General features: G+C 71.0%; 23 protein-coding genes. 5 read left to right on the top strand and 18 right to left on the bottom strand.

Annotated features, from left to right (window positions below):
• Nucleotides 1-7: 7 nt before the first annotated feature.
• The 4 genes from ACE3Q8_RS12175 to dusB form a co-directional block, all read right to left on the bottom strand.
• The gene (locus ACE3Q8_RS12175; RefSeq protein ID WP_374470535.1) at nucleotides 8-2,227 is read right to left on the bottom strand and encodes an ATP-binding protein; all 2,220 of its coding nucleotides are present in this window, start codon (nucleotides 2,225-2,227) and stop codon (nucleotides 8-10) included.
• 77 nt (nucleotides 2,228-2,304) lie between these two features.
• Nucleotides 2,305-3,726, bottom strand: coding sequence for a nitrogen regulation protein NR(I) (ntrC, locus tag ACE3Q8_RS12180; protein WP_374470536.1), 1,422 nt, complete (start codon nucleotides 3,724-3,726; stop codon nucleotides 2,305-2,307).
• Entirely contained in the window at nucleotides 3,723-4,841 is a 1,119-nt protein-coding gene (locus ACE3Q8_RS12185) for a nitrogen regulation protein NR(II) (RefSeq protein ID WP_374470537.1), read from the bottom strand. The genes ntrC and ACE3Q8_RS12185 overlap by 4 nt, the downstream gene beginning before the upstream one ends.
• A complete protein-coding gene (gene dusB, locus ACE3Q8_RS12190) occupies nucleotides 4,838-5,842 on the bottom strand; it encodes a tRNA dihydrouridine synthase DusB (RefSeq protein WP_374470538.1) in 1,005 nt (334 codons plus the stop codon). Before dusB ends, ACE3Q8_RS12185 begins: the two co-directional genes overlap by 4 nt.
• 99 nt (nucleotides 5,843-5,941) lie before the next feature.
• On the opposite strand from dusB, the gene ACE3Q8_RS12195 reads away from it, so the two are divergent.
• Nucleotides 5,942-7,087 carry a bifunctional 2-C-methyl-D-erythritol 4-phosphate cytidylyltransferase/2-C-methyl-D-erythritol 2,4-cyclodiphosphate synthase gene (locus ACE3Q8_RS12195; RefSeq protein ID WP_374470539.1) on the top strand — a complete coding sequence of 382 codons (1,146 nt, stop codon included), beginning with the start codon at nucleotides 5,942-5,944 and terminating at the stop codon, nucleotides 7,085-7,087.
• A 54-nt stretch (nucleotides 7,088-7,141) separates the two neighbouring features.
• Here ACE3Q8_RS12195 and ACE3Q8_RS12200 read toward each other — a convergent pair whose 3' ends face one another.
• Nucleotides 7,142-9,427 (bottom strand): spermidine synthase, encoded by a 2,286-nt coding sequence (locus ACE3Q8_RS12200; RefSeq protein ID WP_374470540.1) that lies wholly within the window; start codon nucleotides 9,425-9,427, stop codon nucleotides 7,142-7,144.
• Between the two features lie 89 nt (nucleotides 9,428-9,516).
• Here ACE3Q8_RS12200 and ACE3Q8_RS12205 point away from each other — a divergent pair, with 89 nt between their 5' ends.
• Nucleotides 9,517-10,008, top strand: a complete 492-nt coding sequence (locus ACE3Q8_RS12205) for a CinA family protein (protein ID WP_374470541.1) — start codon at nucleotides 9,517-9,519, stop codon at nucleotides 10,006-10,008.
• Nucleotides 10,009-10,106: 98 nt separating this feature from the next.
• Here the strand turns inward: ACE3Q8_RS12205 and ACE3Q8_RS12210 are convergent, their stop codons facing one another.
• Together ACE3Q8_RS12210 and lipA are read right to left on the bottom strand one after the other, a co-directional pair.
• Complete coding sequence (locus ACE3Q8_RS12210) at nucleotides 10,107-10,595, bottom strand: type II toxin-antitoxin system RatA family toxin (RefSeq protein ID WP_374470542.1); 489 nt, start codon at nucleotides 10,593-10,595, stop codon at nucleotides 10,107-10,109.
• 10 nt (nucleotides 10,596-10,605) lie between these two features.
• A complete protein-coding gene (lipA, locus tag ACE3Q8_RS12215; RefSeq protein WP_374470543.1) occupies nucleotides 10,606-11,568 on the bottom strand; it encodes a lipoyl synthase in 963 nt (320 codons plus the stop codon).
• Between the two features lie 144 nt (nucleotides 11,569-11,712).
• Here lipA and ACE3Q8_RS12220 point away from each other — a divergent pair, with 144 nt between their 5' ends.
• Complete coding sequence (locus ACE3Q8_RS12220) at nucleotides 11,713-13,269, top strand: AMP-binding protein (RefSeq protein ID WP_374470544.1); 1,557 nt, start codon at nucleotides 11,713-11,715, stop codon at nucleotides 13,267-13,269.
• Between the two features lie 125 nt (nucleotides 13,270-13,394).
• On the opposite strand, the gene lpdA is transcribed toward ACE3Q8_RS12220, so the two are convergent.
• The 8 genes from lpdA to ACE3Q8_RS12260 are packed head-to-tail and all read right to left on the bottom strand — an operon-like array spanning nucleotide 13,395 to nucleotide 20,361.
• Nucleotides 13,395-14,801, bottom strand: coding sequence for a dihydrolipoyl dehydrogenase (gene lpdA / locus ACE3Q8_RS12225; RefSeq protein ID WP_374470613.1), 1,407 nt, complete (start codon nucleotides 14,799-14,801; stop codon nucleotides 13,395-13,397).
• On the bottom strand, nucleotides 14,798-15,277 hold the full coding sequence (locus ACE3Q8_RS12230; RefSeq protein ID WP_374470545.1) for a glutathione peroxidase: 480 nt from the start codon (nucleotides 15,275-15,277) through the stop codon (nucleotides 14,798-14,800). The genes lpdA and ACE3Q8_RS12230 overlap by 4 nt, the downstream gene beginning before the upstream one ends.
• Nucleotides 15,278-15,283: 6 nt before the next feature.
• On the bottom strand, nucleotides 15,284-16,645 hold the full coding sequence (locus ACE3Q8_RS12235) for a pyruvate dehydrogenase complex dihydrolipoamide acetyltransferase (RefSeq protein WP_374470546.1): 1,362 nt from the start codon (nucleotides 16,643-16,645) through the stop codon (nucleotides 15,284-15,286).
• A gap of 8 nt (nucleotides 16,646-16,653) precedes the next feature.
• A complete protein-coding gene (locus tag ACE3Q8_RS12240; RefSeq protein ID WP_374470547.1) occupies nucleotides 16,654-17,088 on the bottom strand; it encodes a GFA family protein in 435 nt (144 codons plus the stop codon).
• The gene (locus ACE3Q8_RS12245) at nucleotides 17,085-17,492 is read right to left on the bottom strand and encodes a GFA family protein (RefSeq protein WP_374470548.1); all 408 of its coding nucleotides are present in this window, start codon (nucleotides 17,490-17,492) and stop codon (nucleotides 17,085-17,087) included. The genes ACE3Q8_RS12240 and ACE3Q8_RS12245 overlap by 4 nt, the downstream gene beginning before the upstream one ends.
• A gap of 34 nt (nucleotides 17,493-17,526) precedes the next feature.
• On the bottom strand, nucleotides 17,527-18,969 hold the full coding sequence (locus tag ACE3Q8_RS12250) for a pyruvate dehydrogenase complex E1 component subunit beta (protein ID WP_374470549.1): 1,443 nt from the start codon (nucleotides 18,967-18,969) through the stop codon (nucleotides 17,527-17,529).
• Nucleotides 18,966-20,009 carry a pyruvate dehydrogenase (acetyl-transferring) E1 component subunit alpha gene (pdhA, locus tag ACE3Q8_RS12255; RefSeq protein ID WP_374470550.1) on the bottom strand — a complete coding sequence of 348 codons (1,044 nt, stop codon included), beginning with the start codon at nucleotides 20,007-20,009 and terminating at the stop codon, nucleotides 18,966-18,968. Before pdhA ends, ACE3Q8_RS12250 begins: the two co-directional genes overlap by 4 nt.
• A gap of 55 nt (nucleotides 20,010-20,064) precedes the next feature.
• Entirely contained in the window at nucleotides 20,065-20,361 is a 297-nt protein-coding gene (locus tag ACE3Q8_RS12260) for a septum formation initiator family protein (protein ID WP_374470551.1), read from the bottom strand.
• A gap of 246 nt (nucleotides 20,362-20,607) precedes the next feature.
• Between ACE3Q8_RS12260 and ACE3Q8_RS12265 the strand changes: the two genes are divergently transcribed.
• On the top strand, nucleotides 20,608-20,979 hold the full coding sequence (locus ACE3Q8_RS12265) for a hypothetical protein (RefSeq protein WP_374470552.1): 372 nt from the start codon (nucleotides 20,608-20,610) through the stop codon (nucleotides 20,977-20,979).
• Here ACE3Q8_RS12265 and ACE3Q8_RS12270 read toward each other — a convergent pair whose 3' ends face one another.
• Both ACE3Q8_RS12270 and eno read right to left on the bottom strand, forming a co-directional pair.
• Nucleotides 20,980-21,855, bottom strand: coding sequence for an aminoglycoside phosphotransferase family protein (locus tag ACE3Q8_RS12270; protein WP_374470553.1), 876 nt, complete (start codon nucleotides 21,853-21,855; stop codon nucleotides 20,980-20,982).
• A 1-nt stretch (nucleotide 21,856) separates the two neighbouring features.
• Entirely contained in the window at nucleotides 21,857-23,137 is a 1,281-nt protein-coding gene (gene eno / locus ACE3Q8_RS12275; protein WP_374470554.1) for a phosphopyruvate hydratase, read from the bottom strand.
• A 114-nt stretch (nucleotides 23,138-23,251) separates the two neighbouring features.
• On the opposite strand from eno, the gene ACE3Q8_RS12280 reads away from it, so the two are divergent.
• On the top strand, nucleotides 23,252-24,022 hold the full coding sequence (locus ACE3Q8_RS12280; RefSeq protein WP_374470555.1) for an enoyl-CoA hydratase: 771 nt from the start codon (nucleotides 23,252-23,254) through the stop codon (nucleotides 24,020-24,022).
• A 90-nt stretch (nucleotides 24,023-24,112) separates the two neighbouring features.
• Here the strand turns inward: ACE3Q8_RS12280 and rpmF are convergent, their stop codons facing one another.
• Nucleotides 24,113-24,295 (bottom strand): 50S ribosomal protein L32, encoded by a 183-nt coding sequence (gene rpmF / locus ACE3Q8_RS12285; protein WP_374470556.1) that lies wholly within the window; start codon nucleotides 24,293-24,295, stop codon nucleotides 24,113-24,115.
• Nucleotides 24,296-24,372: the final 77 nt, after the last annotated feature.

Consider the following 24,372-nt stretch of genomic DNA (forward strand, 5'->3'; position numbering starts at 1 on the left):
GTTCACCTCACGCCGTCACGGCCTCGGCGGCGCTCTTGCCTCGCACCCGCGCGCTCGCCGGCAGCCGCAGGATGGCCAGAGCCCCCTGCCCGCCGCGCGCGTCGGTGAGCTCCAGCTCGCCGCCGTGGTCTTCCATAATCCGCTTCACGATCGCGAGGCCGAGGCCGGTGCCCTTCTCGCGGGTCGTCACATAGGGCTCGGTCAGCCGGTCGCGGTCCTTGGCCGGCAGGCCCAGGCCGTTGTCCTCGACCTCGAACGCCACGCCGGCCTCGTCGGAGATCAGCCTGGCGGTGATCACGCCCTCGGCCTTCGGCGTGCGCGCCTTGTGCGCGGCGATCGCCTCCGAGGCGTTCTTCAGCACGTTCGTCAGCGCCTGGGCCAGCATCCGGCCGTCGGCCAGCACCACAACCTCGGGCACCGGGTCCGCCAGCTCCACCTTCAGGTCCGGGCTGGCCACCCGCTGGGCGAACACCGCCGCCCGGATCAGCTCGGCCGCGTCCTGCTCCGCGAACTTCGGCGCCGGCATCCGGGCGAAGGCGGAGAATTCGTCCACCATCCGGCCGATGTCGCCCACCTGCCGGACGATGGTGTCGGTGCAGCGGTCGAAGGTCTCGAGCTCGGCCTCGGCGATGTCCTTCCGGTACTTCTTCCGAAGCCGCTCGGCCGAGAGCTGGATCGGCGTCAGCGGGTTCTTGATCTCGTGGGCGATGCGGCGCGCGACGTCGCGCCAGGCGGCGTTGCGCTGGGCGGTCACCAGCCGGGTGATGTCGTCGAAGGTGAGCACCGGCCCGTCGTCGGAGTGGCTGGCCCGCACCCGCAGGCGGCGCGTCTCGCGGCCGCGGGTGACGTCCACCTCCTCCTCGGCGCCGCCGCGGCCGGCCGTCTCCACCACGGCGGCGATCTCCGGCGCGACGTCCTTCAGCTTGCGGCCGCGGCCGTGGTCGCCCGGCAGGTCGAGCAGCAGGGCGGCCTGCCTGTTGGCCGCCGAGATGCGGCCCTTGGCGTCGAGGCCGATGACCCCGGCGCTCACCTCGGCCAGGACCGTCTCGATGAACTGCCGCCGCCGCTCGGCTTCGCGGCCGGCGCGCCGCAGCGCCTCCTGCTGCACCTGAAGATCGTGCGTCATGCTGTTGAACGCGCGGGACAACACCGCGATCTCCTCGGGATCGCTGTCGGCGTCGACGCGGGCGCTGAGGTCGCCGCCGGCCACCTTGCCGGCCGCCTGCACCAGCCGCGCCACCGGCCCGGAGATGGCGTTGGCCGCGCCCAGGCCAAGCCACACCGCGCCCACGAGCACCAGCAGCGCCGTCTCCGAATAGGAGAGCGCGAAGATCGCCTGGATCCGCTGCCGGTTCTGCGCCGCCTCGCGGTAGCTGACCAGCGAGGCCTCCGCCTCCAGCAGGTGATTGATGATGCCCTTCTCCACCGGGTGGGCGATGTAGAGGTAGGCGTCCGGATAGGCGGTGAGCCGGTAGACCGCCCGCATCAGGTCCGGCGAGTCGAACGCCGGCACCGAGATGTCGCCTTCGTCGGCGGCGCGGAAGCTGGATTCCGGGGGGATCACGAAGGCCGGCGCGTCGGCGCTCTCGGCGCGGGCGAGCACCCGGCCCTCGCGGTCGATCAGGTAGGCGGAGGGGAAGGCGTGGTAGGCCGCCTGCTCCGCGAGGTAGTGGCTGAACGCCACCGGGCTCTCCTGCAGGCCCGGCGCGGCGCGGTTCAGGTCCGCCCCCATCAGGCTCACGTGGTCGCCGATGTAGCGCTTCTGGTCCTCGACGTAGGAGCGGGCCACCGTGGCCGAGTTCTCCACCACGGTCTGCACCCGCTGGCCCAGCCAGTTGTCGACGCCGCGGTTGACCAGCACGCCGTAGAACAGCGCCACCACCACGGCCGGAGCGACGGCCGCGAGCGCGAACAAGGTGACGAATCGCAGGTGCAGCCGGGCGCCGGCGTCGCTCTCGCGGGCGTTCAGCAGAGCCGTGAAGCGCAGGGCCACGATGGTGGTGATCGCCAGGATCAGCACCAGGTTCAGCGACAGCACGGTGAGGATGAGCTGGCTCGCCGGCCCGAGCGGCCCGGTCTCCGGCGGCGAGGCGGCCAGCAGGATGGCGACGCCGGTCAGCGCGGCGGCCACGCCATAGCTGACGCCCAGCACCAGGCGGGAGTTCAGCGCCCGCCAGACCCGGGCGGCGGTCTCGCTCTCTCGGATCTGGTCAGCCAGCAACGCCATTGCGTCGGGAGCCTACGGACCTGTGCTCCAAACGCAACAGCGATGTTGTGCATTTGCGGCAGAGCCGCATTCGGTCGTCAGCGGCGGCCGCGGCTCATCTCCACGCCCAGGTCCTGGATCTTCTTGCGCAGCGTGTTGCGGTTGAGGCCCAGCACCTCGGCGGCGCGCACCTGGTTGCCGCGCGTGGCCGCCAGGGTGAGCTGGATCAGCGGCCGCTCCACCTCCTCCAGCACCCGGTCGTAGAGCCCCGGCGGCGGCAGACCGTCCGGCTGGTCGGCGAAGTAGGTGGCGAGCTTGCGCTCCACGAGCTGGGCCAGCGTCGCGGGGCCCTCCTGCCCCTCGACGACCGGCTGCTGGTCGGCGAGCTCGCGCTCGACGATGCGGGCGGTGATCAGGTCCTCGGCGTAGAGGGCGCAGATCCGCCGGACCAGGTTCTCCAGCTCGCGGACGTTGCCCGGCCAGGAATGCAGCTTCAGCCGCTCCAGCGCGCCGGCGTCGATGGTCTTGGCCGGCAGGCCCTCGCGGTTGGCCCGCAGCAGGAAGGCGCGGGCGAGGTCCGGGATGTCGTCGGCCCGGTCGCGCAGCGGCGGCAGGCGCACGGGGGCGACGTTCAGGCGGAAGTAGAGGTCTTCGCGGAACAGCCCCTGCTGGATCAGCGCGCGCAGGTCGCGGTTGGTGGCCGCGATGATCCGCACGTTCGGCCGCCGGCCGGTCTTCGGGTTCAGCGCCGGCTCGGAGCCGTCGATCACCCGCAGCAGCCGCGTCTGGGCGTCCAGCGGCATGTCGCCGATCTCGTCCAGGAACAGGGTGCCGCCGTCGGCCTCCACGAGCTTGCCGTAGTCGCCGTCCTCCTTGCCGAACAGCTCGGCCTCGACGCGCTCGCGCGGCACGGCGGCGAGGTTGATGACCACGAACTTGCCGTCGCGGCGGCGGCCCATGTCGTGCAGGGCGCGGGCCACCAGCTCCTTGCCGGTGCCGCTCTCGCCGAGAATCAGCACCGTCAGGTCCGCGCCGACCAGCCGCGCGATGGTCCGGTAGACGTCCTGCATCGGGCCCGAGCGGCCGATCAGCGGCAGCCGGTCGTCGCGCACGGCGCGGGCCTGGGCCTTCGAGGCCTCCACGTCGGCCGGCTTGGCCAGCGCGCGGCGCGCCGCCGATGTCATGTCGTCCAGGTCGAAGGGCTTGGGCACATAGTCGAAGGCCCCCACCTCCGCCGCATTGACCGCGGTGATCAGGTTGTTCTGCGCGCTCATCACGATGACCGGCAGCTTCGGCCGCTCCTTCTTGATGCGCGGCAGGACGTCGAAGACGTTCTCGTCGGGCATGACGACGTCGGTGACCACCAGGTCCCCTTCCCCGTCCGACACCCACTTCAGCAGCGTCGTGGCGTTCCCGGTGGCCCGCACCTGGTAGCCCAGGCGGGTGAACGCCTGCGACAGCACCAGCCGGATCGAGGAATCGTCGTCGGCGATCAGGATCTTCTTCGCGGCCGCGTTCATGCCCTGACGTCCTCTTCGGTGGCGATGGGAAGCAGCACCCGGAACATCGTCCGCCCGGGCTCGGATTCGAAATCGATCAGGCCGCCATGGCCGGCGACCAGCTTGGCGACCAGCGCCAGGCCGAGGCCCGCGCCGTTGGCCTTGGTGGTGACGAACGGCTGGAACAGGTGCTCGCGCAGGTGCGGCGGCACGCCCGGCCCGTTGTCGATGATGCGCACCTCCAGCGGCGCGCCGCGGGCCGGCTGGCCCTTCACCGCCCGCACCCGCACGCCGTGCCGGTAGGCGGTCGTGATGCACAGCTCGCCGCGCCCGTCGCCGCGCGCATGCGCGGCCTCGGCGGCGTTCTTCACCAGGTTCAGGAACACCTGGATGAGCTGGTCCTCGTCGCCCAGAACCGGCGGCAGGGACGGGTCGTACTGCTCGCGCAGCACCAGACCGTCGGCGACGCCGTTGGCCGCCAGCGCGCGCACCCGGTCGAGGATCTGGTGGATGTTCAGCGGGGTTAGCGACGGCAGGTGGTCGTCCGAGAACGCCTCCATCCGCTCCACCAGCCGGCGCACCCGGTCCGTCTCGTCGACGATGAGCTGGGCCAGCGGCGCGTCCTCGGCCTTGGCGCCCGCCTTCAGGAGTTGCGCCGCCCCGCGGATCCCGGCCAGCGGGTTCTTGATCTCGTGGGCCAGCATCCGGCCGAGGCCGACGATGGAGCGCAGCCCCGCCGCCTCCGCCGTGCCGCGCTCCGTGCCGAGTCCGGCCTTCACCGACAGGGTCAGCAGCACCGAGCCGTCGCCCAGCGGGGCGGCCGCGCCGTCGGCCTCGAACGGCGGCAGGCCGAACAGGCTGATCTGCACGCCGCGCTCGCGCACGCGGGCGTCTTCCTCGATGGCCCGGTTGAGCAGCGAGACCAGCGCTGAGCCCGGCGGCAGCGCCGCCCGGAAACGCCCGCGGGCCAGGAGGCCCAGCCCCTGTCCGAACAGGGCCTCGGCCGCCTCGTTCACCGCCACCAGGGCGCCTTCGGAGTCCACCACCATGGAGGGGTCCGGGGAGAGCTCGAAGGCCGCCGCCTTCAGCGCGTCTGCGTCCGGGCCCCCCGCCCGGGTTCGCGTCTTTCCTGTCATGCCGCCAGCCTGTCCGGAGTTCGCCAGAGGGCGGTCAGCCCCCGCTCCACTTCGTGCGCGTCCTCGATGCGGCAGAGCGCCGCCCTCGCTTCTCGCCTGGCCTGCGCGAACGCGGGCCAGGGGGCGTTTTCGATGTAGGCGGCCAGGTGCTTGCGGAAGATCCGCAGGCCCAGGCGCTCGCCGTAGAACTCCAGGCTGTCGCGGAAGTGGTCCAGCGCGATCGCCAGCCGGGCGTCGACATCCGGCTCGGCGAAGGGCCGACCGTCCAGGGCGGCCTCGATCTGCGCCGCCACCCACGGCTTGCCGTAGACCCCGCGCCCGACCATCACCGCATCGGCGCCCGACGCCGCCAGCGCCTGCTTGGCCGTGTCGCCGTCGACGATGTCTCCGTTGACGATCACCGGGATCGACACCGCCGCCTTCACCGGCGCCACCTCGGCCCAGCGCGCCTCGCCCTTGTAGAACTGGCTGCGCGTGCGGGCGTGCACCGTCACGGCCGCCGCCCCGATCGCCTGGGCCTTGGCGGCGAGCTCCGGCGCGTTCTTCGAAGACTCGTCCCAGCCCAGGCGCATCTTCACCGTGACGGGTACGTCCACCGCCTCCACTGCGGCCTCCACGAGGCGGCAGGCCAGGTCCGGCTCGCGCATCAGGGCCGACCCCGACAGGACGCCGGTGACCTCCTTGGCCGGGCAGCCGAAGTTCAGGTCGACGATCTGGGCGCCGGCCTCGACCGCAAGGCGCGCGCCCTCGGCCACGTGGACCGGGTCGCGGCCGACCAGTTGCACGACCATCAGCGGCAGGCCCTCGCCCACTGCGGCGCGGCGGACGACGTCCGGGCGGCCCTTCGAGAACTCGGCGCAGGCCACCATCTCGGTGGCCACGTAGGCCGCGCCCAGCCGGCTGGCGGCGCGGCGGAACGGCAGGTCCGACACCCCCGTCATCGGCGCGATCCAGGCGCGGCCGGCGACCTCGACAGGACCAATCCTGAGCTTGCTGCTCATTTTTTACTCATCCCCAACGCCTTAGTTTTAGGCACATTGCGCGACGCCGTAAAGCCCCGCGAATCTGGACAAGTTCCCGCCGCGGCCTAAACAGGGCCCATGAGTTTTTCCGCGGTTGTCGTCGCGGCGGGGGCGGGTTTGCGCGCGGGGCCGGGAGAGCCCAAGGCCTGGCGCACGCTCGGATCCAGGCCGATTGTCCGCTGGTCCGTCGAGGGCCTGCTATCCGCCGGCGCGCGCGAGGTGGTGGTGGTCGTCGCCCACGACCGCATGGCCCAGGTGGACGAGGCCCTGGCCGGGCTGGAGGGCTGGAAGGCCGTCACCGGCGGAAGGACCCGCGCGGATTCGGTCCAGGCGGGCCTCGCCGCCATCACCGCCGGCCGCAACCAGCCGGTCCTGGTGCACGACGCCGCCCGCCCGTTCGTCACCCGCGAGCACGTGGACCGGCTGCTCGCCGCCCTCGACCTGGCCGACGGCGCGGTGCCCGCCCTGCCCGTGCCCGACACCCTGAAGCGCGGCGAGGGCCTGATCGACGAGACCGTCCCGCGCGACGGCCTCTGGCGGGCCCAGACGCCCCAGGCCTTCAAGGCGGGCCGGCTGAAGGCCGCCTACCGCCGTTGGCCCGCCGGCGAGGAGCCCACCGATGACGCCGCCGTGGTGGAGCGCGCCGGCGGCCACGTCGCCATGGTGCCCGGCGACCCCATGCTGATGAAGCTGACCTACCCTGAGGACTTCCTCATGGCCGAGCAGCTCGCCGCCTCCCGCCGCATGGTGCGGATGGGCCAGGGGATCGACGCCCACCGGTTCGGCCCGGGCGACGTGGTCTGGCTGTGCGGCATCCGCATCGAGCACGACGTGGGCCTGATCGGCCACTCCGACGCCGACTGCGGCCTGCACGCGCTCACCGACGCGGTGCTCGGCGCCATCGGCGAGGGTGACATCGGCGAGCACTTCCCACCGTCCGACCCGCGCTGGAGGGGCGCCTCGTCGGACCAGTTCCTGATCCACGCCGTGAAGCTCGCCCAGGCCCGCGGCGCCCGCATCCTGAACGCCGACGTGACCCTGATCTGCGAGCGGCCGAAGATCCGCCCGCACCGCGACGCCATGCGCGTCCGCATCGCCGAGCTGCTGGAGATCCCGGTCCATCGGGTCAGCGTCAAGGCCACCACGACGGAGGGCATGGGCTTCACCGGCCGCGAGGAAGGCCTCATGGCCCAGGCCGTCGTCGCCCTCGAGACGCCGCTCTAGCGACGGCCAAGGAACCAGGGACCCCGCGGACGGCGCGGAAGACGTCCCGCGCGCCTAGCGCGGGATCCAGGCGTAGCGTTCCTGCAGCTTCCGCCACAGCGCGCCCGGCACGTTGGTGTAGTCGTCTGTCCAGGGCCGTGTCTGGTTGGGGTCCAGCGCCAGCCAACGCGGGTCGGCGCCATAGGCGGCCACAGCCTGCGGCGTGCGGCCGACCACGATGGCGTCCTCGTCGGCTTCCCAGAAGGCGTCGCCGCCGATCACCCGGCGCTTCTGCAGGTAGCCATGGCCGCCCGCCGCCCGCACCACGGCCTGCGCCGGCCCGAGCAGTTCGAGGTTGCGGTTGGAAAGGTGCAGGATCAGCACCCCGTCCGGCTTCAGCTTCCGCAGGTAGCCCCGCACCGCCTCGACGGTGAGCAGGTGCGTCGGCACGGAGTCCGACGAGAAGGCGTCGATCAGCAGGATGTCGAAGGCCTCGTCCGGCTGCTTGGCCACGGTCAGGCGCGCATCGCCCACCACGTAGTCGATCGGCCCCTGGGCGCACTTGGTGGTGTAGGTGAAGTACTCCGGGTCCGTGGCGATGCGGATCACCAGCGGGTCGATCTCGAAGAAGGTCAGCCGGTCGCCCGGCCGGACGTAGGCCGCCACCGAGCCGGTCCCCAGGCCCACCGCGCCGATGCGCGTCGCCGGCCGCTCGTGCTGCTGGCGGATGAACACCTGACCGATCGGCGTCCCCACGGTGTAGTAGACCATCGGCTGGCAGGCCCACTGCGGGTGCACGGCCTGGGCCCCGTGCAGGGTCGTGCCGTGCGCCAGCATGCGGATCTCGCCGCCCCGCGCCGCGGCCTCGGTCTTCGACAGCGACAGCACGCCGAAGAAGCTGCGCCAGGTCTTGGTGGTGTTCACCCGGTCGGCCACCGCGTCGCCGGCCAGCGAGATCACCGCCACGATGGCGAACAGGAAGAGCGTATGCTTGCGGACCAGGAAGGCCGAGATCACCGCCGCGCACATCAGCACGCGCACCCCGAGCTCGAGGAAGTCGCTCTGGCTGAAATCGCCCACCAGGGCGCGGGTCTCCAGGGTCGGGCCGACGAAGGTCATCAGGATCGGCGCCACGGCCGCCGAGACCACGCCCAGGATCAGCATGGCCCAGCTCCACGGCTCGATCCTGGCCGGGCCCCAGGGCCGCGCGAAGGCCGACAGCGCCAGGACCAGCGGATATTCCCAGACGTTGTTGAAGATCACCGGCGCCACAAAGGCGTTGAAGGCGCCGCCGACCACCCCGCCCACCGAGAGCCACAGGTAGAATTCGGTCAGGTGCGCCGGATCCGGCCGGCGCGCCACCAGCCGCTGGTGGCACATCAGGGCGGTGAGGAAGAAGGCCGCCAGGTGGACCAGGAGCTGCACCAGCAGGTTGGTCGCCTTGTAGGGCAAGAGCGCTGCGCAGCCGGCCAGGGCCGCCGCCTGAAGCACCAGCGTCAGGTCCCAGGGAATCAAGGGTTTGCGCTGGAAAGCTATGATGAAGGTCAGCAGGTAGAGGGCCAGCGGCGCGACCCACAGGAAGGGCGCCGAGGCCACGTCCGTGGTGATGTGGGTGGTGACCCCGAGCATCAGGCTGGACGGGATCGCCGCCAGCGCCACCCAGGCGCCGCGCTCGCGCCAGGAGAGCGGCGCGGCCTTGCGGACCTCCGCCACGTCCGGCGCATGGTCCTGCGCCCGGGCCACCACCAAGGCCAGGCCCGCCATCAGCAGGACGAAGGCGCCGTAGCCCAGGCTCCAGCCGATCCGCTGGCCCAAGACGGTGAAGGCCGGCTCCACCAGGATCGGATAGGCGAGCAGCGCCAGCAGGCTGCCCAGGTTGCTGGCGGCGTAGAGGACGTAGGGCTCCTTCCCTTCCTCCGCACCGATGGTCCGCGCGTGCCAGGCCTGCACTAGCGGCGCGGTGGCCGAGAGGACGGCGAACGGCGCGCCGATCGAGACCGCCAGCACGCCGAGCAGCCAGAGGTTCGGATGCGTCGAGGACGGCTCGCCGACCAGTTCATTGACCCGCAGCGGCAGGGCGAGCGCCGCCGCCAGCAGGACCGCCCCGTGGATCGCCGCCTGCCGGCCCACGGACGGGACCTTCTGCAGCAGGTGGGCGTAGCCGTAGCCGGCCAGCAGGGCGAGCTGGAAGAAGGCCATGCTGGTGTTCCAGACCGACGGGCTGCCGCCCAGCAGGGGCAGAACCAGCTTGGCCACCATCGGCTGCACCAGGAACACCAGGGCGGCGCTGGAGAAGACGGTGATGGCGAACAGAGCCGGGGGCGGTCGGAGGCCGGTCCGGTCGGCCGCGATCGTGGTCATGGACGCTTTCCGCCTTGAATCGGTGACGCTGCCGATGTTGTGGTCTGGCGTTCTTACCAACCAGCCAATTTTCGCGGGGTCGCGCACCGATGTTTTCCCTGGAGATCGTGACGCTGGCCCGCCTGCTGATCGACGAGGCCCGCGAACGGTCGCTGCGGATCGTCACGGCCGAGAGCTGCACCGGCGGCCTGGTGGCCGGCGCCATCTGCTCCGTCGCCGGCGCCTCCGACGTCTTCGAGCGCGGCTTCGTCACCTATTCCAACCGCGCCAAACAGGAGCTGCTGGGGGTGCCCGGCGACCTGATCGCCGACATGGGCGCGGTCTCCGAGCCCGTGGCCCGGATGATGGCCGAGGGCGCCCTGGAGGCCAGCCACGCCCACCTCGCCGTGGCGATCACCGGCATCGCGGGCCCGGGCGGCGGGACGCCCATGAAGCCGGTGGGCACCGTCCACATCGCCACCGCCCGCACCAACCACGGCCTGATGCACCGCCAGGAGCTGTTCGAGGAGGAGACGCGCGAGGGCATCCAGTTCGCCGCCGTCCAGGCCGCCCTCCAGGCGCTGCGCGACCGGATTGCATGACGACAACGCCGCCTCGTCATGGCCGGGCTTGTCCCGGGCAGCGATCGGCTCCGACGAGGGGCAGGAGGCCGGCGATGACGGCCGGGTAGAGGGCTGGCCTAGGCGGTGACGCCGCCCGGACCGGCCGCCGCCGGCGCGGCCTCGCCGTACAGGCTCTTCGCCCGGGCCTCGAAGCAGCCCATCAGGCGATCCACCGCATGGCTGAAGTTCGCCGCCAGAAGGCCCTCCAGCAGGCGGGACTTGAACTGGAAATCGATGTCGAACTCGATGCGGGTGCAGCCGTGCCCGGCGTCGATGAACCGCCAGCGGTTCTCCAGCTTCCGGAAGGGCCCGGACAGCAGGCTGGTATCGATCTGGTGGTTCTTGGCGTCCCGCCGGACGCGGGTGGCGAACCGCTCCTTCAGGAACGAGAAGCCCACCTTCGCCTCGGCGTCCACCGCGTCCACCCCGTCGCTGAGCTGGCGCTGGTTCCAGGTGCGCATCGCGGTCACCCACGGGACGAACTCGGCGTAGCGGCTCACGTCGCCCACGAGGGTGAAGAGCTGCTCGGGCGTGTACGGCAGGAGCTTGGAAACGTGGTGGCGCATGCCGCCGGCCTCAGGCCGCGCTTTCACGGGCCATCCGCGCCGCCTGCAGGCGGGCGAAGTCCTCGCCGGCGTGGTGCGACGAGCGGGTGAGCGGGCTGGACGAGACCATCAGGAACCCCTTGGCCCGGGCGATCTCCTCCAGCGCCCTGAACTCGTCCGGATGGACGAACCGGTCGATGGCGGCGTGCCGGCGGGTGGGCTGCAGGTACTGGCCGATGGTGATGAAGTCGACGCCGGCGGACCGCATGTCGTCCATCACCTGCATGACCTCCTCCTTCGTCTCCCCCAGTCCGACCATGACGCCCGACTTGGTGAACTGGGTCGGATCGCGCTCCTTCACCCGCTCCAGCAGGCGCAGCGAGTGGTAGTAGCGCGCGCCGGGCCGGATCGAGAGGTAGAGCCGCGGCACGGTCTCGAGGTTGTGGTTGAAGACGTCCGGCTTGGCGTCGATCACCAGCTCGGCGGCGCTCGTGGGCTTCCGCAGGAAGTCCGGCGTCAGGATTTCGATGGTGGTGGTGGGCGAGGCCGCTCGGATGGCCCGCACGACTTCGGCGAAGTGGCCCGCGCCGCCGTCGCTGAGGTCGTCGCGGTCCACCGAGGTGATCACGACGTGGGCGAGGCCCATCTTGGCCACGGCCTCGGCCACGCGGGCCGGCTCGGTGGGATCCAGCGGGTTCGGCTTGCCGGTCGTGACGTTGCAGAAGGCGCACGCCCGGGTGCAGACCTCGCCCATGATCATCATGGTGGCGTGGTTCTTGGACCAGCACTCCCCGATGTTCGGGCAGGCCGCCTCCTCGCAGACGGTGACGAGGCCGTTGTCCTTCACGATCGAGCGCGTTGCGTTGTAGCCGGCCGAGCCCGGCGCGCGCACGCGCAGCCATTCCGGCTTTCGCAGGATCGGCGTCTCCGGACGGTTCTGCTTCTCGGGGTGACGCGGACGCTTGCCGTCCAGGGTGTCGATGACCACGGCCATAGACCCTAGATCGGCCGTTAGGGGCTCCGGATCAAGCGTGCGATGCGCCGCGGCGGAACTCACGGATTGTTGCCGACCTTTTCAGAGTCACGGCCCGGCTATAGTTTGCGCGCCAACGAGAACAGTTCGGGAGACGTACGCCCCTTGTCGCGTACCTTCGATGCCAACCGCATCCGCACCTCGCTTTTCGACGCCCTGATCGACGCGAGCCAGACCCACGGCGCCAAGAAGCCGATCCTGGAGGACCAGGAGCGGAACCCCCTCACCTACCGCGACCTGATCCGCGCCTCCTTTGCGCTCGGCCGCAAGCTCGCCGCCATGACCCGGTCGGGCGAGCGGGTCGGCGTCATGCTGCCGGCCAGCGCCGGCGGCGTGGTCACCTTCTTCGCCCTGCACGCCTTCGGCCGCACGCCGACCATGCTGAACTTCACGGCCGGCATCCGGAACCTGAAGGCGGCCTGCGAGCTGGCCGGCGTGAAGACCGTGCTGACCTCCCACCGTTTCGTGGAACAGGGGAAGCTGCACGACCTGATCGACGCCCTCGAGGGCCTGACCAAGGTCGTCTATCTGGAGGAGGTCCGCGAGACGATCGGGCTTCAGGACAAGCTGTTCGCCGCCGCGGCCGGCGCCCTGCCCCGGCAGTTCCGCGCCGCCACCCGGCCGGACGATCCCGGCGTGATCCTGTTCACCTCGGGCAGCTTCGGCGCGCCGCGCGGCGTGGTGCTCACCCAGGCCAACCTGGTCGCCAACTGCCACCAGATCGCCGCCCACATCGAGCTCGATCCCGACTGGGTGTTCTTCAACCCGCTGCCGATCTTCCACGTCTTCGGCCTGACCGGCGGGGTGCTGCTGCCGCTGCTTACCGGGATGAAGGCGTTCGAGTACCCCTCGCCCCTGCACACCAAGCAGATCCCGCCGCTGGTGAAGGACTCCAAGGCGGCGGTGCTGCTGGCCACGGACACCTTCATCAACCAGTACGCCCGCGCCGCCGAGCCGGGCGACCTGTCGGGGCTGAAGTTCGTGGTCTGCGGCGCCGAGAAGGTGCGCGAGGAGACCCACAACCTGATCACCGAGCGCTTCGGCCCCATCCCGCTGCTGGAGGGCTACGGGGCCACGGAGGCCTCGCCGGTGATCGCGGTGAACAAGCCCACCGACAACCGCCGCGGCACCGTCGGCGGCCTGCTGCCCGGCATCGAGACCAAGCTCGAGCCGGTGGAGGGCATCCCGGGCGGCGGCAAGCTCTACGTCCGCGGGCCCAACGTCATGGCCGGCTACCTGCAGCCCGGCGGCGGGATCGAGCCGCCGCACGGCGGCTGGCACGACACGGGGGACGTGGTCTCCGTCTCCGACGACAACTGGATCAAGATCCTCGGCCGGGTGAAGCGCTTCGCCAAGGTGGGCGGCGAGATGGTCTCGCTGACGGCCGCCGAGGACCTCGCCGCCGCTGTGTGGCCCGAGTGCCGGCACGCCGTCGTCGCCCTGCCCGACCCGAAGAAGGGCGAGCGCCTGATCCTGGTCACCGACAAGCGCGACGCCGAGTCCGCGCCCCTCCTGGCCCACGCCCAGACCGTCGGCGCGCCCGAGATCGCCGTGCCGCGCAAGATCATCCGCGTCCCGGAGATTCCCGTGCTGGGCACCGGCAAGACCGACTACGTCGCCCTCCAGCGTATCGTCGACGCCGAAATCCGCCGCGCGGCCTAGGTAGGTTCTTCGTTCCTCCCCCGTCGGGGCAGGGGCCCGAAGGGGCGGAGGGGGTCAGGACCGACGTCAGCGGCGGACCCCCTCACCCGCTTCGCGGGAGCTCCCCCGAAGGGGAGCGACGTCACTCAGATGTGCAGGACCTGGCCGAAGGCGTCGAGGGCCGACTCGTGCATGGCCTCGCTCATGGTCGGGTGCGGGTAGACCGTGGCGTGGAGCTCCGCCTCGGTCGCCTCCAGCGTCATGGCCAGCACATAGCCCTGGATCATCTCGGTGACCTCGGCGCCGATCATGTGCGCCCCGATCAGAGCGCCGGTCTTGGCGTCGAACACCGTCTTCACGAAGCCCTCGGTCTCGCCCGAGGCGATCGCCTTGCCGTTCACCCGGAACGGGAAGCGGCCGACCTTGACCTCCAGGCCCTGCTCCTTGGCCTGGGCCTCGGTCAGCCCCACCGAGGCGACCTGCGGGTTGGAGTAGGTGCAGCCCGGAATCGGCGAGGTCAGGTTGGAAGGCTTGAGGCCGGCGATGTGCTCGATGCAATGCACGCCCTCGTGGCTGGCCTTGTGGGCGAGCCAGGGCGGCCCGGCCACGTCGCCGATGGCATAGAGCCCCGGCACGCCCGTGCCGCCATGCTGGTCGGTGACCACGTGGGTCCGGTCCACCTTCACGCCCAGCGCCTCGATCCCCAGGTCCTCGACGTTGCCGACGATGCCGATGGCGACGATGGCCACGTCGCCCGTCAGGGTCTCGGGCTTGCCGCCCGCCTCGATGTCGATGGAGACGCCGGAGGCCGTCTTGGTCAGCTTCTTCACGCTGGCGCCGACGCGGAACTTGATGCCCCGCTTCTCGAACGCCTTGTGGGCGGCCTTGGAGACCTCCTCGTCCTCGACGGGCAGGATGCGCGGCAGGGCCTCGATCACCGTCACCTCCGAGCCCAGGGCTCGGAAGAAGCTGGCGAACTCGATGCCGATGGCGCCCGAGCCGATGACGATCAGGTTCTTGGGCGCGGCCTTCGGGACGAGCGCCTCGCGATAGGTCCACACGCGCTCGCCGTCCGGCTCCAGGCCGATGGCCGGGATGGTGCGGGCCCGCGCGCCGGTCGCCAGGATCACGTGCTTGGCCTGCACCGTGCGCGAGCCGCCGCCGTTCAGCGCCACCACCACCTTGGGCGCCGGATCGCCCTTCTCGAGCTTCGCCGTGCCGGCGATCACCTCGATCTTGTGCTTCTTCATCAGGAAGGCGACGCCCTGGTTGAGCTGGGCCGACACCTTCCGGGACCGCTGCACCACCTTGTCGAAATCGAAGCCGCGCTTCTCCACCGACAGGCCGTAGTCGGCCAGGTGGTCCAGGGTCTCGTAGACCTCGCCGGACTTCAGCAGCGCCTTGGTGGGGATGCAGCCCCAGTTCAGGCAGATCCCGCCAAGCTCCGCCCGCTCCACGATGGCGGTCTTCATGCCGAGCTGCGAGGCCCGGATCGCGGTCACGTAGCCGCCCGGGCCCGAGCCGATCACCACAACGTCGAAATCAGCCATCAGAGCAAAGCCTCGATCGCGCCTTCCAGCGCCTTCGGTTCAACGGTCGGCGCGAAGCGCCCGACGACCTGGCCGTCGCGGTCGACCAGGAACTTGGTGAAGTTCCACTTCACCGCCTCGGTGCCGAGCACGCCCTTCTTCGCCTTCTTGAGGTAGGCGTAGAGCGGGTGCGCCTTGGGCCCGTTCACGTCGATCTTCCGCATCATCGGGAAGTCCACGTCGTAGGTCAGGGCGCAGAAGCTGGCGATCTCCGCGGCGTCCCCGGGCTCCTGCTGGCCGAACTGGTTGCAGGGGAAGCCCAGGACCACCAGGCCGCGGTCGCGGTATCTCCGGTGCAGCGCCTCCAGCCCCTCGTACTGCCGCGTGAAGCCGCACTTGCTGGCGGTGTTCACGATCAGCACCACCTGGCCCTTGTAGGCCGAGAGCGGCGCGGGGCGGCCGTCGAGCGTCTCGGCCTCGAAGTCGTAGATGCTGGCCATGCCGCCTCAGACGATCATGGTGATCGGGTCTTCGATCAGCGCCTTGAAGGCCGCGAGCCAGCGGGCGCCGACCGCGCCGTCCACCACCCGGTGGTCGCAGGTCAACGTCACCGACATCACCGTGGCCACCGCGAGCTGGTCCCCGCGCACGACGGGCCGCTTCTCGCCCGCGCCCACCGACAGGATGCAGCCCTGCGGCTCGTTGATGATCGAGGCGAACGACTTGATGCCGAACATGCCGAGGTTGGAGACCGAGAAGGTGCCGCCCTGGAATTCCTCGGGCTTCAGCTTCTTGTTCCGCGCCCGCTCGGCCAGGTCCTTGGCCTCGGTGGCGATCTGCGCCAGCCCCTTCAGCTCGGCCTGGCGGATGATCGGGGTGATCAGGCCGCCGGGGATGGCCACCGCCATGGCCACGTCGGCGTGGTGGTGCATGGCGATGCCTTCCGGCGTGTAGGAGGCGTTGGCCTCCGGCACCCGCTTCAGCGCGATGGCCGCCGCCTTGATCACCAGGTCGTTGACGCTGACCTTCACGCCCTCCTTCTCGAGCAGGCCGTTGACCTTGGCCCGCGCGGCCAGCAGCGCGTCGATCTCCAGGTCGATGTTCAGCGGGAAGTGCGGCACGTCGCGGAAGCTGTCGGTCATCCGCCGGGCGACCGTCTTGCGCATGCCGTCGAGCGGCACGAGGTCGTAGCTGCCGGGCGCTATGCCCATCTGCTCCAGCGACTGGGCCTGCCTGGGCGCAGCCGCCGCGGCGGCCGCGGGGGCTGGCCCCTTGGCCTGCGGGGGCTGGGCGGCGGGCGCCTGGCCGGGCTTGGCGTTCTCCACGTCTGCCTTGACGATCCGGCCGTGCGGGCCCGAGCCCTGGATCGCGGCGAGATCCACGCCCTTCTGCTCGGCGATCCGGCGGGCCAGCGGCGAGGCGAAGATGCGCGGGCCCCGCGGCGCCTGGAAGGCGGCGGCCTTCTGCGGCTCGGGGGCGGCCGTCGGCGCGGCCTGGGCCGGCGCGCCCTTCTGCACCGGGTCGGTCTTCTGCTCGCGAGAGGCCCGCGCCGAGTCCGTCCCGGCGTCCGGGGCCGGCGCGGCGGCGGCCTTGGGGGCCTCGGCGGGGGCCGGTGCGGCGGTCTCGCCCTCGCCCGACAGCCGGGCGATCGGGGTGTTCACCTTCACGCCCTCGGCGCCCTCGGCGACAAGGATCTCCTCCACCACGCCTTCGTCGACGGCCTCCACCTCCATGGTGGCCTTGTCGGTCTCGATCTCGGCGATCACATCGCCGGAGCGGACCTGGTCGCCCTTCTTCACGTGCCACTTGGCGAGCGTGCCCTCCTCCATGGTGGGCGACAGGGCGGGCATGAGGACGTCGATGGGCATCGGCTCTCTCAGACGGTGGATTGGGCTTCGACGAGGACCGCGGGCGTCCAGCGGGCCGCGCGTCGCGCCGCCCGCTCGGCCGGAGCCTCGTCGTCATAGGTCATGGGCTCGGCGGTCCGGCCGGCGAAGCCGGCCAGGTCCACGCCCGGTGCGTTGATCACGGCCAGCAGGCCGTCCGCGCCGGGCGCGACGGCGCCGACGTAGACGCCGCACTCGGCGCAGAACAGGAAGTCGCTCCCCTCCTGGCCGAAGCGGTAGCGGCTCACCGACCCTGGCGCGGCCTCGATGTGGGCGTGGCCGGCGGGGTCGCTGACGTACTGGGCGTTGTGCCGCCGGCAGAAGGTGCAGGTGCAGGCCCGGAGCGGCAGCTCGGCGGCCGCGTGCGGGGTGTCCAGGATCACCCGGATCGACCCGCAGTGGCACTGTCCGGCGAGCTGGGTCATGCCGGCTCCTTCGACAAGTGCGAGAGCTCGTGGGCGTTGGCTTCCCAGTTCTGGCCGTCGAAGGCGGTCAGGTCGAGGTTCACGCCCTCCAGGCTGTCCAGGCAGCGCGCGTTGACGCTCCACCCGTCCGGGTTCGACCGCGGACGATAGAAGCTCTTCACCCCGCATTCGGCGCAGAACAGGTGCTTCGCCACGCGCGTGTTGAAGGTGTACTCGGCCAGCCGCTCGGCGCCCCGGGTGATCCGGAACCGGCTCTCCGGCACGATCACGTGCACGAAGCCCGTCTTGGCGCACATGGAGCAGTTGCAGGTCTGCGCCTCCACCACTTCCGGCAGGGCCACCTCGAACCGCACCCCGCCGCAGTGGCACCCCCCGGCCCGCCATTCGAACGGGGCGCGGCTCATCCCCGCCCCCCGCTCATCCGGGTCCGGCGAGCCGTCACTTGTAGCTGACGGCCTTGGCCGCCTTCACGATCCGCTCCACCGACGGCAGCGACAGCGCCTCCAGGTTGGCGGCGTAGGGCAGCGGCACGTCTTCCTGGCAGACCCGGGCCGGCGGGGCGTCGAGGTAGTCGAACGCTTCCTCCAGCACCCGCGCGCAGACCTCGGCGCCGACGCCCATGGGGCCCCAGCCCTCCTCGACGGTGACCAGGCGGTTGGTCTTCTTCACGCTCTCGACCACGGTGGGGATGTCCATCGGCCGGATGGTGCGCAGGTCCACGACCTCCGCCTCGATCCCTTCGGCGGCCAGCTCCTCGGCGGCCTTCAGCGCCAGGCCGACCATGCGGCTGTAGGCGACGATGGTGACGCCCGAGCCCTCGCGGCGGACCTTGGCCTTGCCGATCGGCACGACCCAGTCGATCCCCTCGGGCACGTCGAACTCCTGGCCGTAGAGCATCTCGTGCTCCAGGAAGACCACCGGGTTCGGGTCGCGGATGGCCGCCTTCAGCAGGCCCTTGGCGTCGGCCGCGTCATAGGGCGCGATCACCTTCAGGCCCGGCACGTGGCCGTACCAGGCGGCGTAGTCTTGGCTGTGCTGGGCCGCCACGCGCGCCGCCGCCCCGTTGGGCCCGCGGAACACGATGGAGGTCCGGAGCTGCCCGCCGGACATGTAGAGCGTCTTGGCCGCCGAGTTGATGATGTGGTCGATGGCCTGCATCGCGAAGTTGAAGGTCATGAACTCGACGATGGGCTTCAGGCCCGCCATCGCCGCGCCCACGCCCACGCCCGCGAAGCCGTATTCGGTGATCGGGGTGTCGATCACCCGGCGGTCGCCGAACTCCTGCAGCAGGTCGCGGGAGACCTTGTAGGCCCCCTGGTACTGCGCGACCTCCTCGCCCATCAGGAAGACGTTCGGGTCGCGGCGCATCTCCTCGGCCATGGCGTCGCGCAGGGCGTCGCGCACGGTGGTCTTCACCAGGTTCACGCCGGGCGGCAGCTCGGGATCCTTCAGCGGCTCGGCCGGGGTCACCGCCGCCGGGCCTTCGCCCTCGGGACGGCCCTTGGCCTCGGAGGGGCCCTTCTTCTCCTCGTCGCCGGAGGGCTCCTTCTGGAACGGCTTGTCCGACACCGTGTCCGTCTGGCTGGCGCCACCGGTGTCATTCGCCGAAGCGCCGGCGTTCGCGCCAGGTTGCGCGGCCCCGCCCTCGCCCGCCAGCCGGGCGATCGGCGTGTTCACCTTCACCTCTTCCGAGCCTTCCGGCACGAGGATGGCCTCGACCACGCCTTCGTCGACGGCTTCCACCTCCATGGTCGCCTTGTCGGTCTCGATCTCGGCGATCACGTCGCCCGAGCGGACGGTGTCGCCCACCTTCACGTGCCACTTGGCGAGGGTGCCCTCTTCCATCGTGGGCGACAGGGCCGGCATCAGGACGTCGGTCACGCGCGCGCCTCCGTATAGACGTCGGTGTAGAGTTCGGACGGTTCGGGCTCGGGCGAGGTGCGGGCGAACTCGGCGGCGTCGGCGACGATGCGCTTCACTTCGGCGTCGATCGCCTTCAGAGCCGCCTCGTCGGCGAAGCCCTGCTTCTCCAGCAGTTCCTCCACGTGGTCGATCGGGTCACGCGTCTTGCGGATCTCGTCGACCTCCTCGCGGGTCCGGTACTTGGCCGGGTCGCTCATGGAGTGGCCGCGGTAGCGGTAGGTCTTCATCTCCAGGATGTAAGGGCCTTCGCCGGACGCGGCGTGCTCACGGGCCTTGGCGGCCGCGGCGCGGACCGCCAGCACGTCCATGCCGTCGACCTCCTCGCCGGGGATCCGGAACGAGGCGCCGCGCTTGAAGAGGTGGGTCTCGGACGAGGAGCGCTCGATCGAGGTGCCCATGGCGTACTGATTGTTCTCGATCACATAGACCACGGGGAGCTTCCACAGCTCAGCCATGTTGAAGCTCTCGTAGACCTGGCCCTGGTTGGCGGCGCCGTCGCCGAAGTAGGTCCAGCTCACCTTGCCGTTGTCGCGGTAGCGGTTGGCGAGCGCCAGGCCGGTGCCGAGGCTCACCTGGGCGCCGACGATGCCGTGGCCGCCGTAGAAATCGGCCTCGGTCGAGAACATGTGCATGGAGCCGCCCTTGCCCTTGGACGAGCCGCCGGCCCGGCCGGTCAGCTCGGCCATGACCTCCCTCGGGTCCATGCCGCAGGCCAGCATGTGCCCGTGATCGCGGTAGCCGGTGATCACCGGATCGCCTGGCTGCTTCACCGCCTGCACGCCGACCGCGATGGCTTCCTGCCCGATGTAGAGGTGGCAGAACCCGCCGATCAGGCCCATGCCGTAGAGCTGACCCGCCCTCTCCTCGAAGCGGCGGATGAGCAGCATGTCGCGGTAAAACCCGAGCAGCTCTTCCTTCGTGGCCCCTACCCCGCCGTCCTGCGGATGGGAGCCATTGGCCTTTTGCCGGCCGGCCGCGCCAGCCTGCGCACGCGCCATGCGTCTCTCCGTGATCTCTGTCTGCGCCCTTTTTATCCGGACCGCCGAAGCAGCCCTAGGGCTTCATTCGGATCACATAGTCCCTTGGATCGGCGAAGCCTAGAAGGGAGCGCGCCCTTTCCTCCAGCAGATCGCGGGAAAGGCTGGTGTCGCGCATCAGCTGAGCGCGCATCTCCAGATCCTGCCGCTGGGCCCGCAGCTCGGCGAGCTCGCGGCTCTTCGCGACCAGGGCCGCGTCGCGCTTGTCCGACTGCAGCAGGCCGCCCTCGCCGGTGAAGGCGTGGAATCCGAAATAGAAGATCAGGAAGGCCAGGGCCGCGGTGGGCAGGTACGGGCGGAGGCGGGCGAACACGGCGAATCCCTAGGGCGGTGCGGAGCAGATTCGCGCACCATGCTTAATAGGCCGCTAACCATCGGCTCCGCCTTCGAGGCTCGTCATCCCGCGGCGCGGTCCGGGGATCGATGGCCGTGCGCTCGCCGACGGTGGCCGCCGGTGCGCCGCGCCCCTGCCGCAGCGCCGACGGACGCCCTCTTGATGGGGCGCAAGGCGCACGGCCGAGTGCGCCGCCACCCTCCACCGGCAACTGACGGAGCGTTCATGGACAGATCCCGCTTCATCGCCAGGGTCCTGGGCCCCGTCCTGTTCGTGGTCGCGGTGACCGAGGCGAAGAACCTCGACGTCTTTCACGCCGTGCCCCCGGCGCACGTCTTCCTGAACGGCATGATGCTGTTCGCGGCGGGCCTGGGTCTGATCGTGGCCCATGGCGGCTGGACGCGCGACTGGCGCAGCCTGGTCACCTTGTGCGGATGGGCCCTGCTGCTCGCCGGGCTCTTCCGGCTCTGGGCGCCCGCCGCGCCGCAGGCCGGTCCGGGACCGGCGACCTATGGCGGGCTCGCCCTCCTGGGCCTGCTCGGCGCGGTGATCGGGCTGTGCGGTTGGCTCGCTCCCCGTCGCGGATGGGGCTCCTGATCAGTCCGCCAGCACCTCGGCCAGCGCCCGGCGCCAGAGCGGCGTCTGCCGGTCGTTCACACCGGCCTGGCCGGTGACCACGATCAGCGCCTTCCAGAGGGTCCAGCCCTTGGCCCGCGCCCAGGTTTCCGGATCGGGGTCGAGGCGGGCGCGGAAGGCCGCGCGGGCCGGCGTGTCCAGGAAGGTCCACGCGATTCCGTAGTCGCAGGCCGGATCGCCGACGCTGAGCTGGCCGAAGTCGATCACCGCCGCGAGCCGCCCGCCCCGCACCAGCAGGTTCGAGGGCGCGAGGTCGCCGTGCACCCACACCGGCGGCTCCGCCCAGCGGCTCGCCAGCGCCGCGTCCCAGAGGGCCCGCGCCGCCCCGGCGTCGCCGTCGAACCGGGCGAGCGCCGCCTCCGTCTCCTCCGCATAGACCGCCAGGTCGCCGCCGCGGTGGAAGCTGTGTGCGCCGGCCGGCGGCCCGTCCGTAGCGTCCGCCGCCTGGAAGGCCCTCAGGAGGTCCGCCAGGTCCTCAGCGAAGGCGATGAGGTCGCCGGGCGGCGCCTGCTCCGCCGTCTCCCCCTGCAGCCAGCGGAACACCGACCAGGGATGTGGGTAGCCTTCGCCCGGCTCTCCCAGCCCCACCGGCTCGGGGATCGGCAGCGGGAGGTGCGGCGCGAGCCTCGGCAGCCAGCGCTGCTCCTTCTCCACCGCCGCGGCGTAGCGGCGCGCGCCCGGCATCCGGACGCCGAGTTCGTCGCCCAGGCGGAAGGTGCGGTTGTCCCAGCCGCCGGGCTCCACCGCGCGCACCGGCAGGTCCGCCCACTGTGGGAATTGCGTGGCGATGAGCCGCCGGACGAGGGCTTCGTCGATCCCCTCGCCCGGCCGGCTCACGTCAGCCGACCTTCAGCGCCTTCCGGCCGAGGTAGATGGCCTGGTCGCCCAGCTCCTCCTCGATGCGCAGCAGCTGGTTGTACTTGGCGGTCCGGTCGGAGCGGGCCAGCGAACCGGTCTTGATCTGACCGCAGTTGGTGGCGACCGCCAGGTCGGCGATGGTGGAGTCCTCGGTCTCGCCCGAGCGGTGGCTCATCACCGCCGTGTAGGAAGCCCGATGCGCCATGTCGACGGCGTCCAGCGTCTCCGACAGGGTGCCGATCTGGTTGACCTTCACCAGGATCGAGTTGGCGAGGCCCTTGTCGATGCCCTGCGACAGGCGCGCGGGATTGGTCACGAAAAGGTCGTCGCCCACCAGTTGCACCTGCTTGCCCAGCCGGTCGGTGAGCAGCTTCCAGCCCTCGAAATCGTCCTCGGCGCAGCCGTCCTCGATGGTGACGATCGGGAACTTCGAGACGAGGCCCGCCAGGTACTCGACCATGCCGGACGGATCGACCGTCTTGCCCTCGCCTTCCATGACGTAGCGGCCATCCTTGAAGAACTCGGTGGAGGCCACGTCCAGGCCGAGCACGAAGTCGTCGCCCACCTTGTAGCCCACGGCCTCGCCCGCCTTGACGATGAACGCCAGCGCGTCCTCGGCGCTCGACAGGTTCGGCGCGAAGCCGCCCTCGTCGCCGACGTTGGTGTTGTGGCCGGCGTCGTGCAGCGCCTTCTTCAGGCCGTGGAAGATCTCCGCGCCCATCCGCAGGCCCTCGGCGAAGGTGTCCGCGCCGGTGGGGAGGATCATGAACTCCTGGATGTCGATCGGATTGTCGGCGTGGGCGCCGCCGTTGATGATGTTCATCATCGGCACCGGCAGGACCCGGGCCGAGACCCCGCCGACGTACTTGTAGAGCGGCAGGGCCGAGCTGCTCGCCGCGGCCTTGGCCGTCGCCAGGCTCACCCCGAGGATCGCATTGGCGCCCAGCCGGCTCTTGTTCGGCGTGCCGTCCAGCTCGATCAGCGTGCGGTCGATCCGCCGCTGGTCCTCGGCGTCCATGCCGGCCAGGGCGTCGTAGATCTCGCCGTTGACGGCTTCCACCGCCTGGCGGACGCCCTTGCCGCCGTAGCGGCCCTTCTCGCCGTCGCGCTTCTCCACGGCCTCGTGCGCGCCGGTGGACGCACCGGACGGCACCGCCGCGCGGCCCATGGAGCCGTCCTCCAGAACCACGTCGACCTCGACCGTCGGGTTGCCGCGGCTGTCCAGGATCTCGCGGGCGTTGATGTCGACGATCTCGGTCATGGTGTCCTCAAGCTCAGGTTTCCGGGGGCGGGGCTGGCTTAGCCACCTTCCCGTGCGAGGGCAACTTGACTTCACCCTGGGTCGGCCTGCTCTGACCGGCTCAGGAGGACGCTCATGCTGCTCGTCGAAAAGGATGGCCCCGTCGCCGTCGTAACGCTCAACCGGCCCGAAGCGATGAACGCGCTGTCCAAGGCGCTGCGCTCGGCGCTGCGGCAGGCCATGGTGGAGCTGGACGGCGACGAGACGGTGAAGGTGATCGTGCTGACCGGGGCCGGCGAGCGGGCCTTCACCGCGGGCCTGGACCTGAAGGAGCTCGGGACCGATCCGCTGGGCATGGGCGCGGCCAACGCCACCGATCCCGCCGAGAACCCGGCCCGCGCCCTGTTGGCGACCCGCAAGCCGGTCATCGGGGCGATCAACGGCGTGGCGATCACCGGCGGCTTCGAGGTGGCGCTCGCCTGCGACGTGCTGCTGGCCTCGACCAACGCCCGCTTCGCCGACACCCACGCCCGCGTCGGCATCACCCCCGGCTGGGGCCTCTCGCAGAAGCTCTCGCGGGTGATCGGTCCCTACCGGGCGAAGGAGTTGTCGCTGACCGGGAACTTTCTGGACGCCCAGACCGCCTGCGAATGGGGCCTGGTGAACCGCGTGGTCCCGCCCGCCGAGCTGATGCCCGCGGCTCTGAAGCTCGCCCACGAGATGGCCAGCATCGAGACCGACATGCTGGTCACCTACAAGGCGATGATCGACGACGGCTACGAGCAGACCCTCGCCGATGGCCTCGCCCTCGAGCACGAGCGCTCGGTGGGACACAACGCCGGCGTCACGCCCGAGATGGTCGAGGCCCGCCGCGCCGCGGTCCAGGCCCGCGGCCGAGGGCAGTAGCGGGAGCCGCACCCGCGCCACACGAGCCGCGAATCAAAAACGCCGGCCTTTCGGCCGGCGTCCGATCAGAGCCAGGCTCTGCAGAAGCGCTTAGTCTTCCTTCGGCGCCAGGACCTGGCGGCCCTTGTACATGCCGGTCTTCAGGTCGACGTGGTGCGGGCGCTTCAGCTCGCCGGTTTCCTTGTCTTCGACGTAGGAATTCGGGCCCAGCGCGTGGTGCGAGCGCCGCATGTTGCGCCGGGACGGCGAGGTTTTTCGCTTGGGAACGGCCATGGGAGAGTCTCGCAGGCGTGGGAAATGGAAGCGGCGGCCGGTGAGGGCCGCCGACGTGAGCGCGGGCTTATGCATGA

Origin of the sequence: Phenylobacterium sp., from assembly GCF_041913825.1 — a bacterium.
Classification (GTDB): Bacteria; Pseudomonadota; Alphaproteobacteria; order Caulobacterales; family Caulobacteraceae; genus Phenylobacterium.

What these genes read in the sequence shown, in the direction of transcription:
- ntrC (WP_374470536.1), bottom strand. Translation starts at nt 3,726, where the DNA reads ATGAACGCGGCCGCGAAGAAGATCCTGATCGCCGACGACGATTCCTCG.
- ACE3Q8_RS12185 (WP_374470537.1), bottom strand. Translation starts at nt 4,841, where the DNA reads ATGACAGGAAAGACGCGAACCCGGGCGGGGGGCCCGGACGCAGACGCG.
- dusB (WP_374470538.1), bottom strand. Translation starts at nt 5,842, where the DNA reads ATGAGCAGCAAGCTCAGGATTGGTCCTGTCGAGGTCGCCGGCCGCGCC.
- ACE3Q8_RS12235 (WP_374470546.1), bottom strand. Translation starts at nt 16,645, where the DNA reads ATGCCCATCGACGTCCTCATGCCCGCCCTGTCGCCCACCATGGAGGAG.
- pdhA (WP_374470550.1), bottom strand. Translation starts at nt 20,009, where the DNA reads ATGGCGCGTGCGCAGGCTGGCGCGGCCGGCCGGCAAAAGGCCAATGGC.
- ACE3Q8_RS12175 (WP_374470535.1), bottom strand. Translation starts at nt 2,227, where the DNA reads ATGGCGTTGCTGGCTGACCAGATCCGAGAGAGCGAGACCGCCGCCCGG.
- ACE3Q8_RS12210 (WP_374470542.1), bottom strand. Translation starts at nt 10,595, where the DNA reads ATGCGCCACCACGTTTCCAAGCTCCTGCCGTACACGCCCGAGCAGCTC.
- ACE3Q8_RS12265 (WP_374470552.1), top strand. Translation starts at nt 20,608, where the DNA reads ATGGACAGATCCCGCTTCATCGCCAGGGTCCTGGGCCCCGTCCTGTTC.
- ACE3Q8_RS12245 (WP_374470548.1), bottom strand. Translation starts at nt 17,492, where the DNA reads ATGAGCCGCGCCCCGTTCGAATGGCGGGCCGGGGGGTGCCACTGCGGC.
- ACE3Q8_RS12205 (WP_374470541.1), top strand. Translation starts at nt 9,517, where the DNA reads ATGTTTTCCCTGGAGATCGTGACGCTGGCCCGCCTGCTGATCGACGAG.
- lipA (WP_374470543.1), bottom strand. Translation starts at nt 11,568, where the DNA reads ATGGCCGTGGTCATCGACACCCTGGACGGCAAGCGTCCGCGTCACCCC.
- ACE3Q8_RS12200 (WP_374470540.1), bottom strand. Translation starts at nt 9,427, where the DNA reads ATGACCACGATCGCGGCCGACCGGACCGGCCTCCGACCGCCCCCGGCT.
- ACE3Q8_RS12195 (WP_374470539.1), top strand. Translation starts at nt 5,942, where the DNA reads ATGAGTTTTTCCGCGGTTGTCGTCGCGGCGGGGGCGGGTTTGCGCGCG.
- ACE3Q8_RS12230 (WP_374470545.1), bottom strand. Translation starts at nt 15,277, where the DNA reads ATGGCCAGCATCTACGACTTCGAGGCCGAGACGCTCGACGGCCGCCCC.
- ACE3Q8_RS12240 (WP_374470547.1), bottom strand. Translation starts at nt 17,088, where the DNA reads ATGACCCAGCTCGCCGGACAGTGCCACTGCGGGTCGATCCGGGTGATC.
- ACE3Q8_RS12280 (WP_374470555.1), top strand. Translation starts at nt 23,252, where the DNA reads ATGCTGCTCGTCGAAAAGGATGGCCCCGTCGCCGTCGTAACGCTCAAC.
- rpmF (WP_374470556.1), bottom strand. Translation starts at nt 24,295, where the DNA reads ATGGCCGTTCCCAAGCGAAAAACCTCGCCGTCCCGGCGCAACATGCGG.
- eno (WP_374470554.1), bottom strand. Translation starts at nt 23,137, where the DNA reads ATGACCGAGATCGTCGACATCAACGCCCGCGAGATCCTGGACAGCCGC.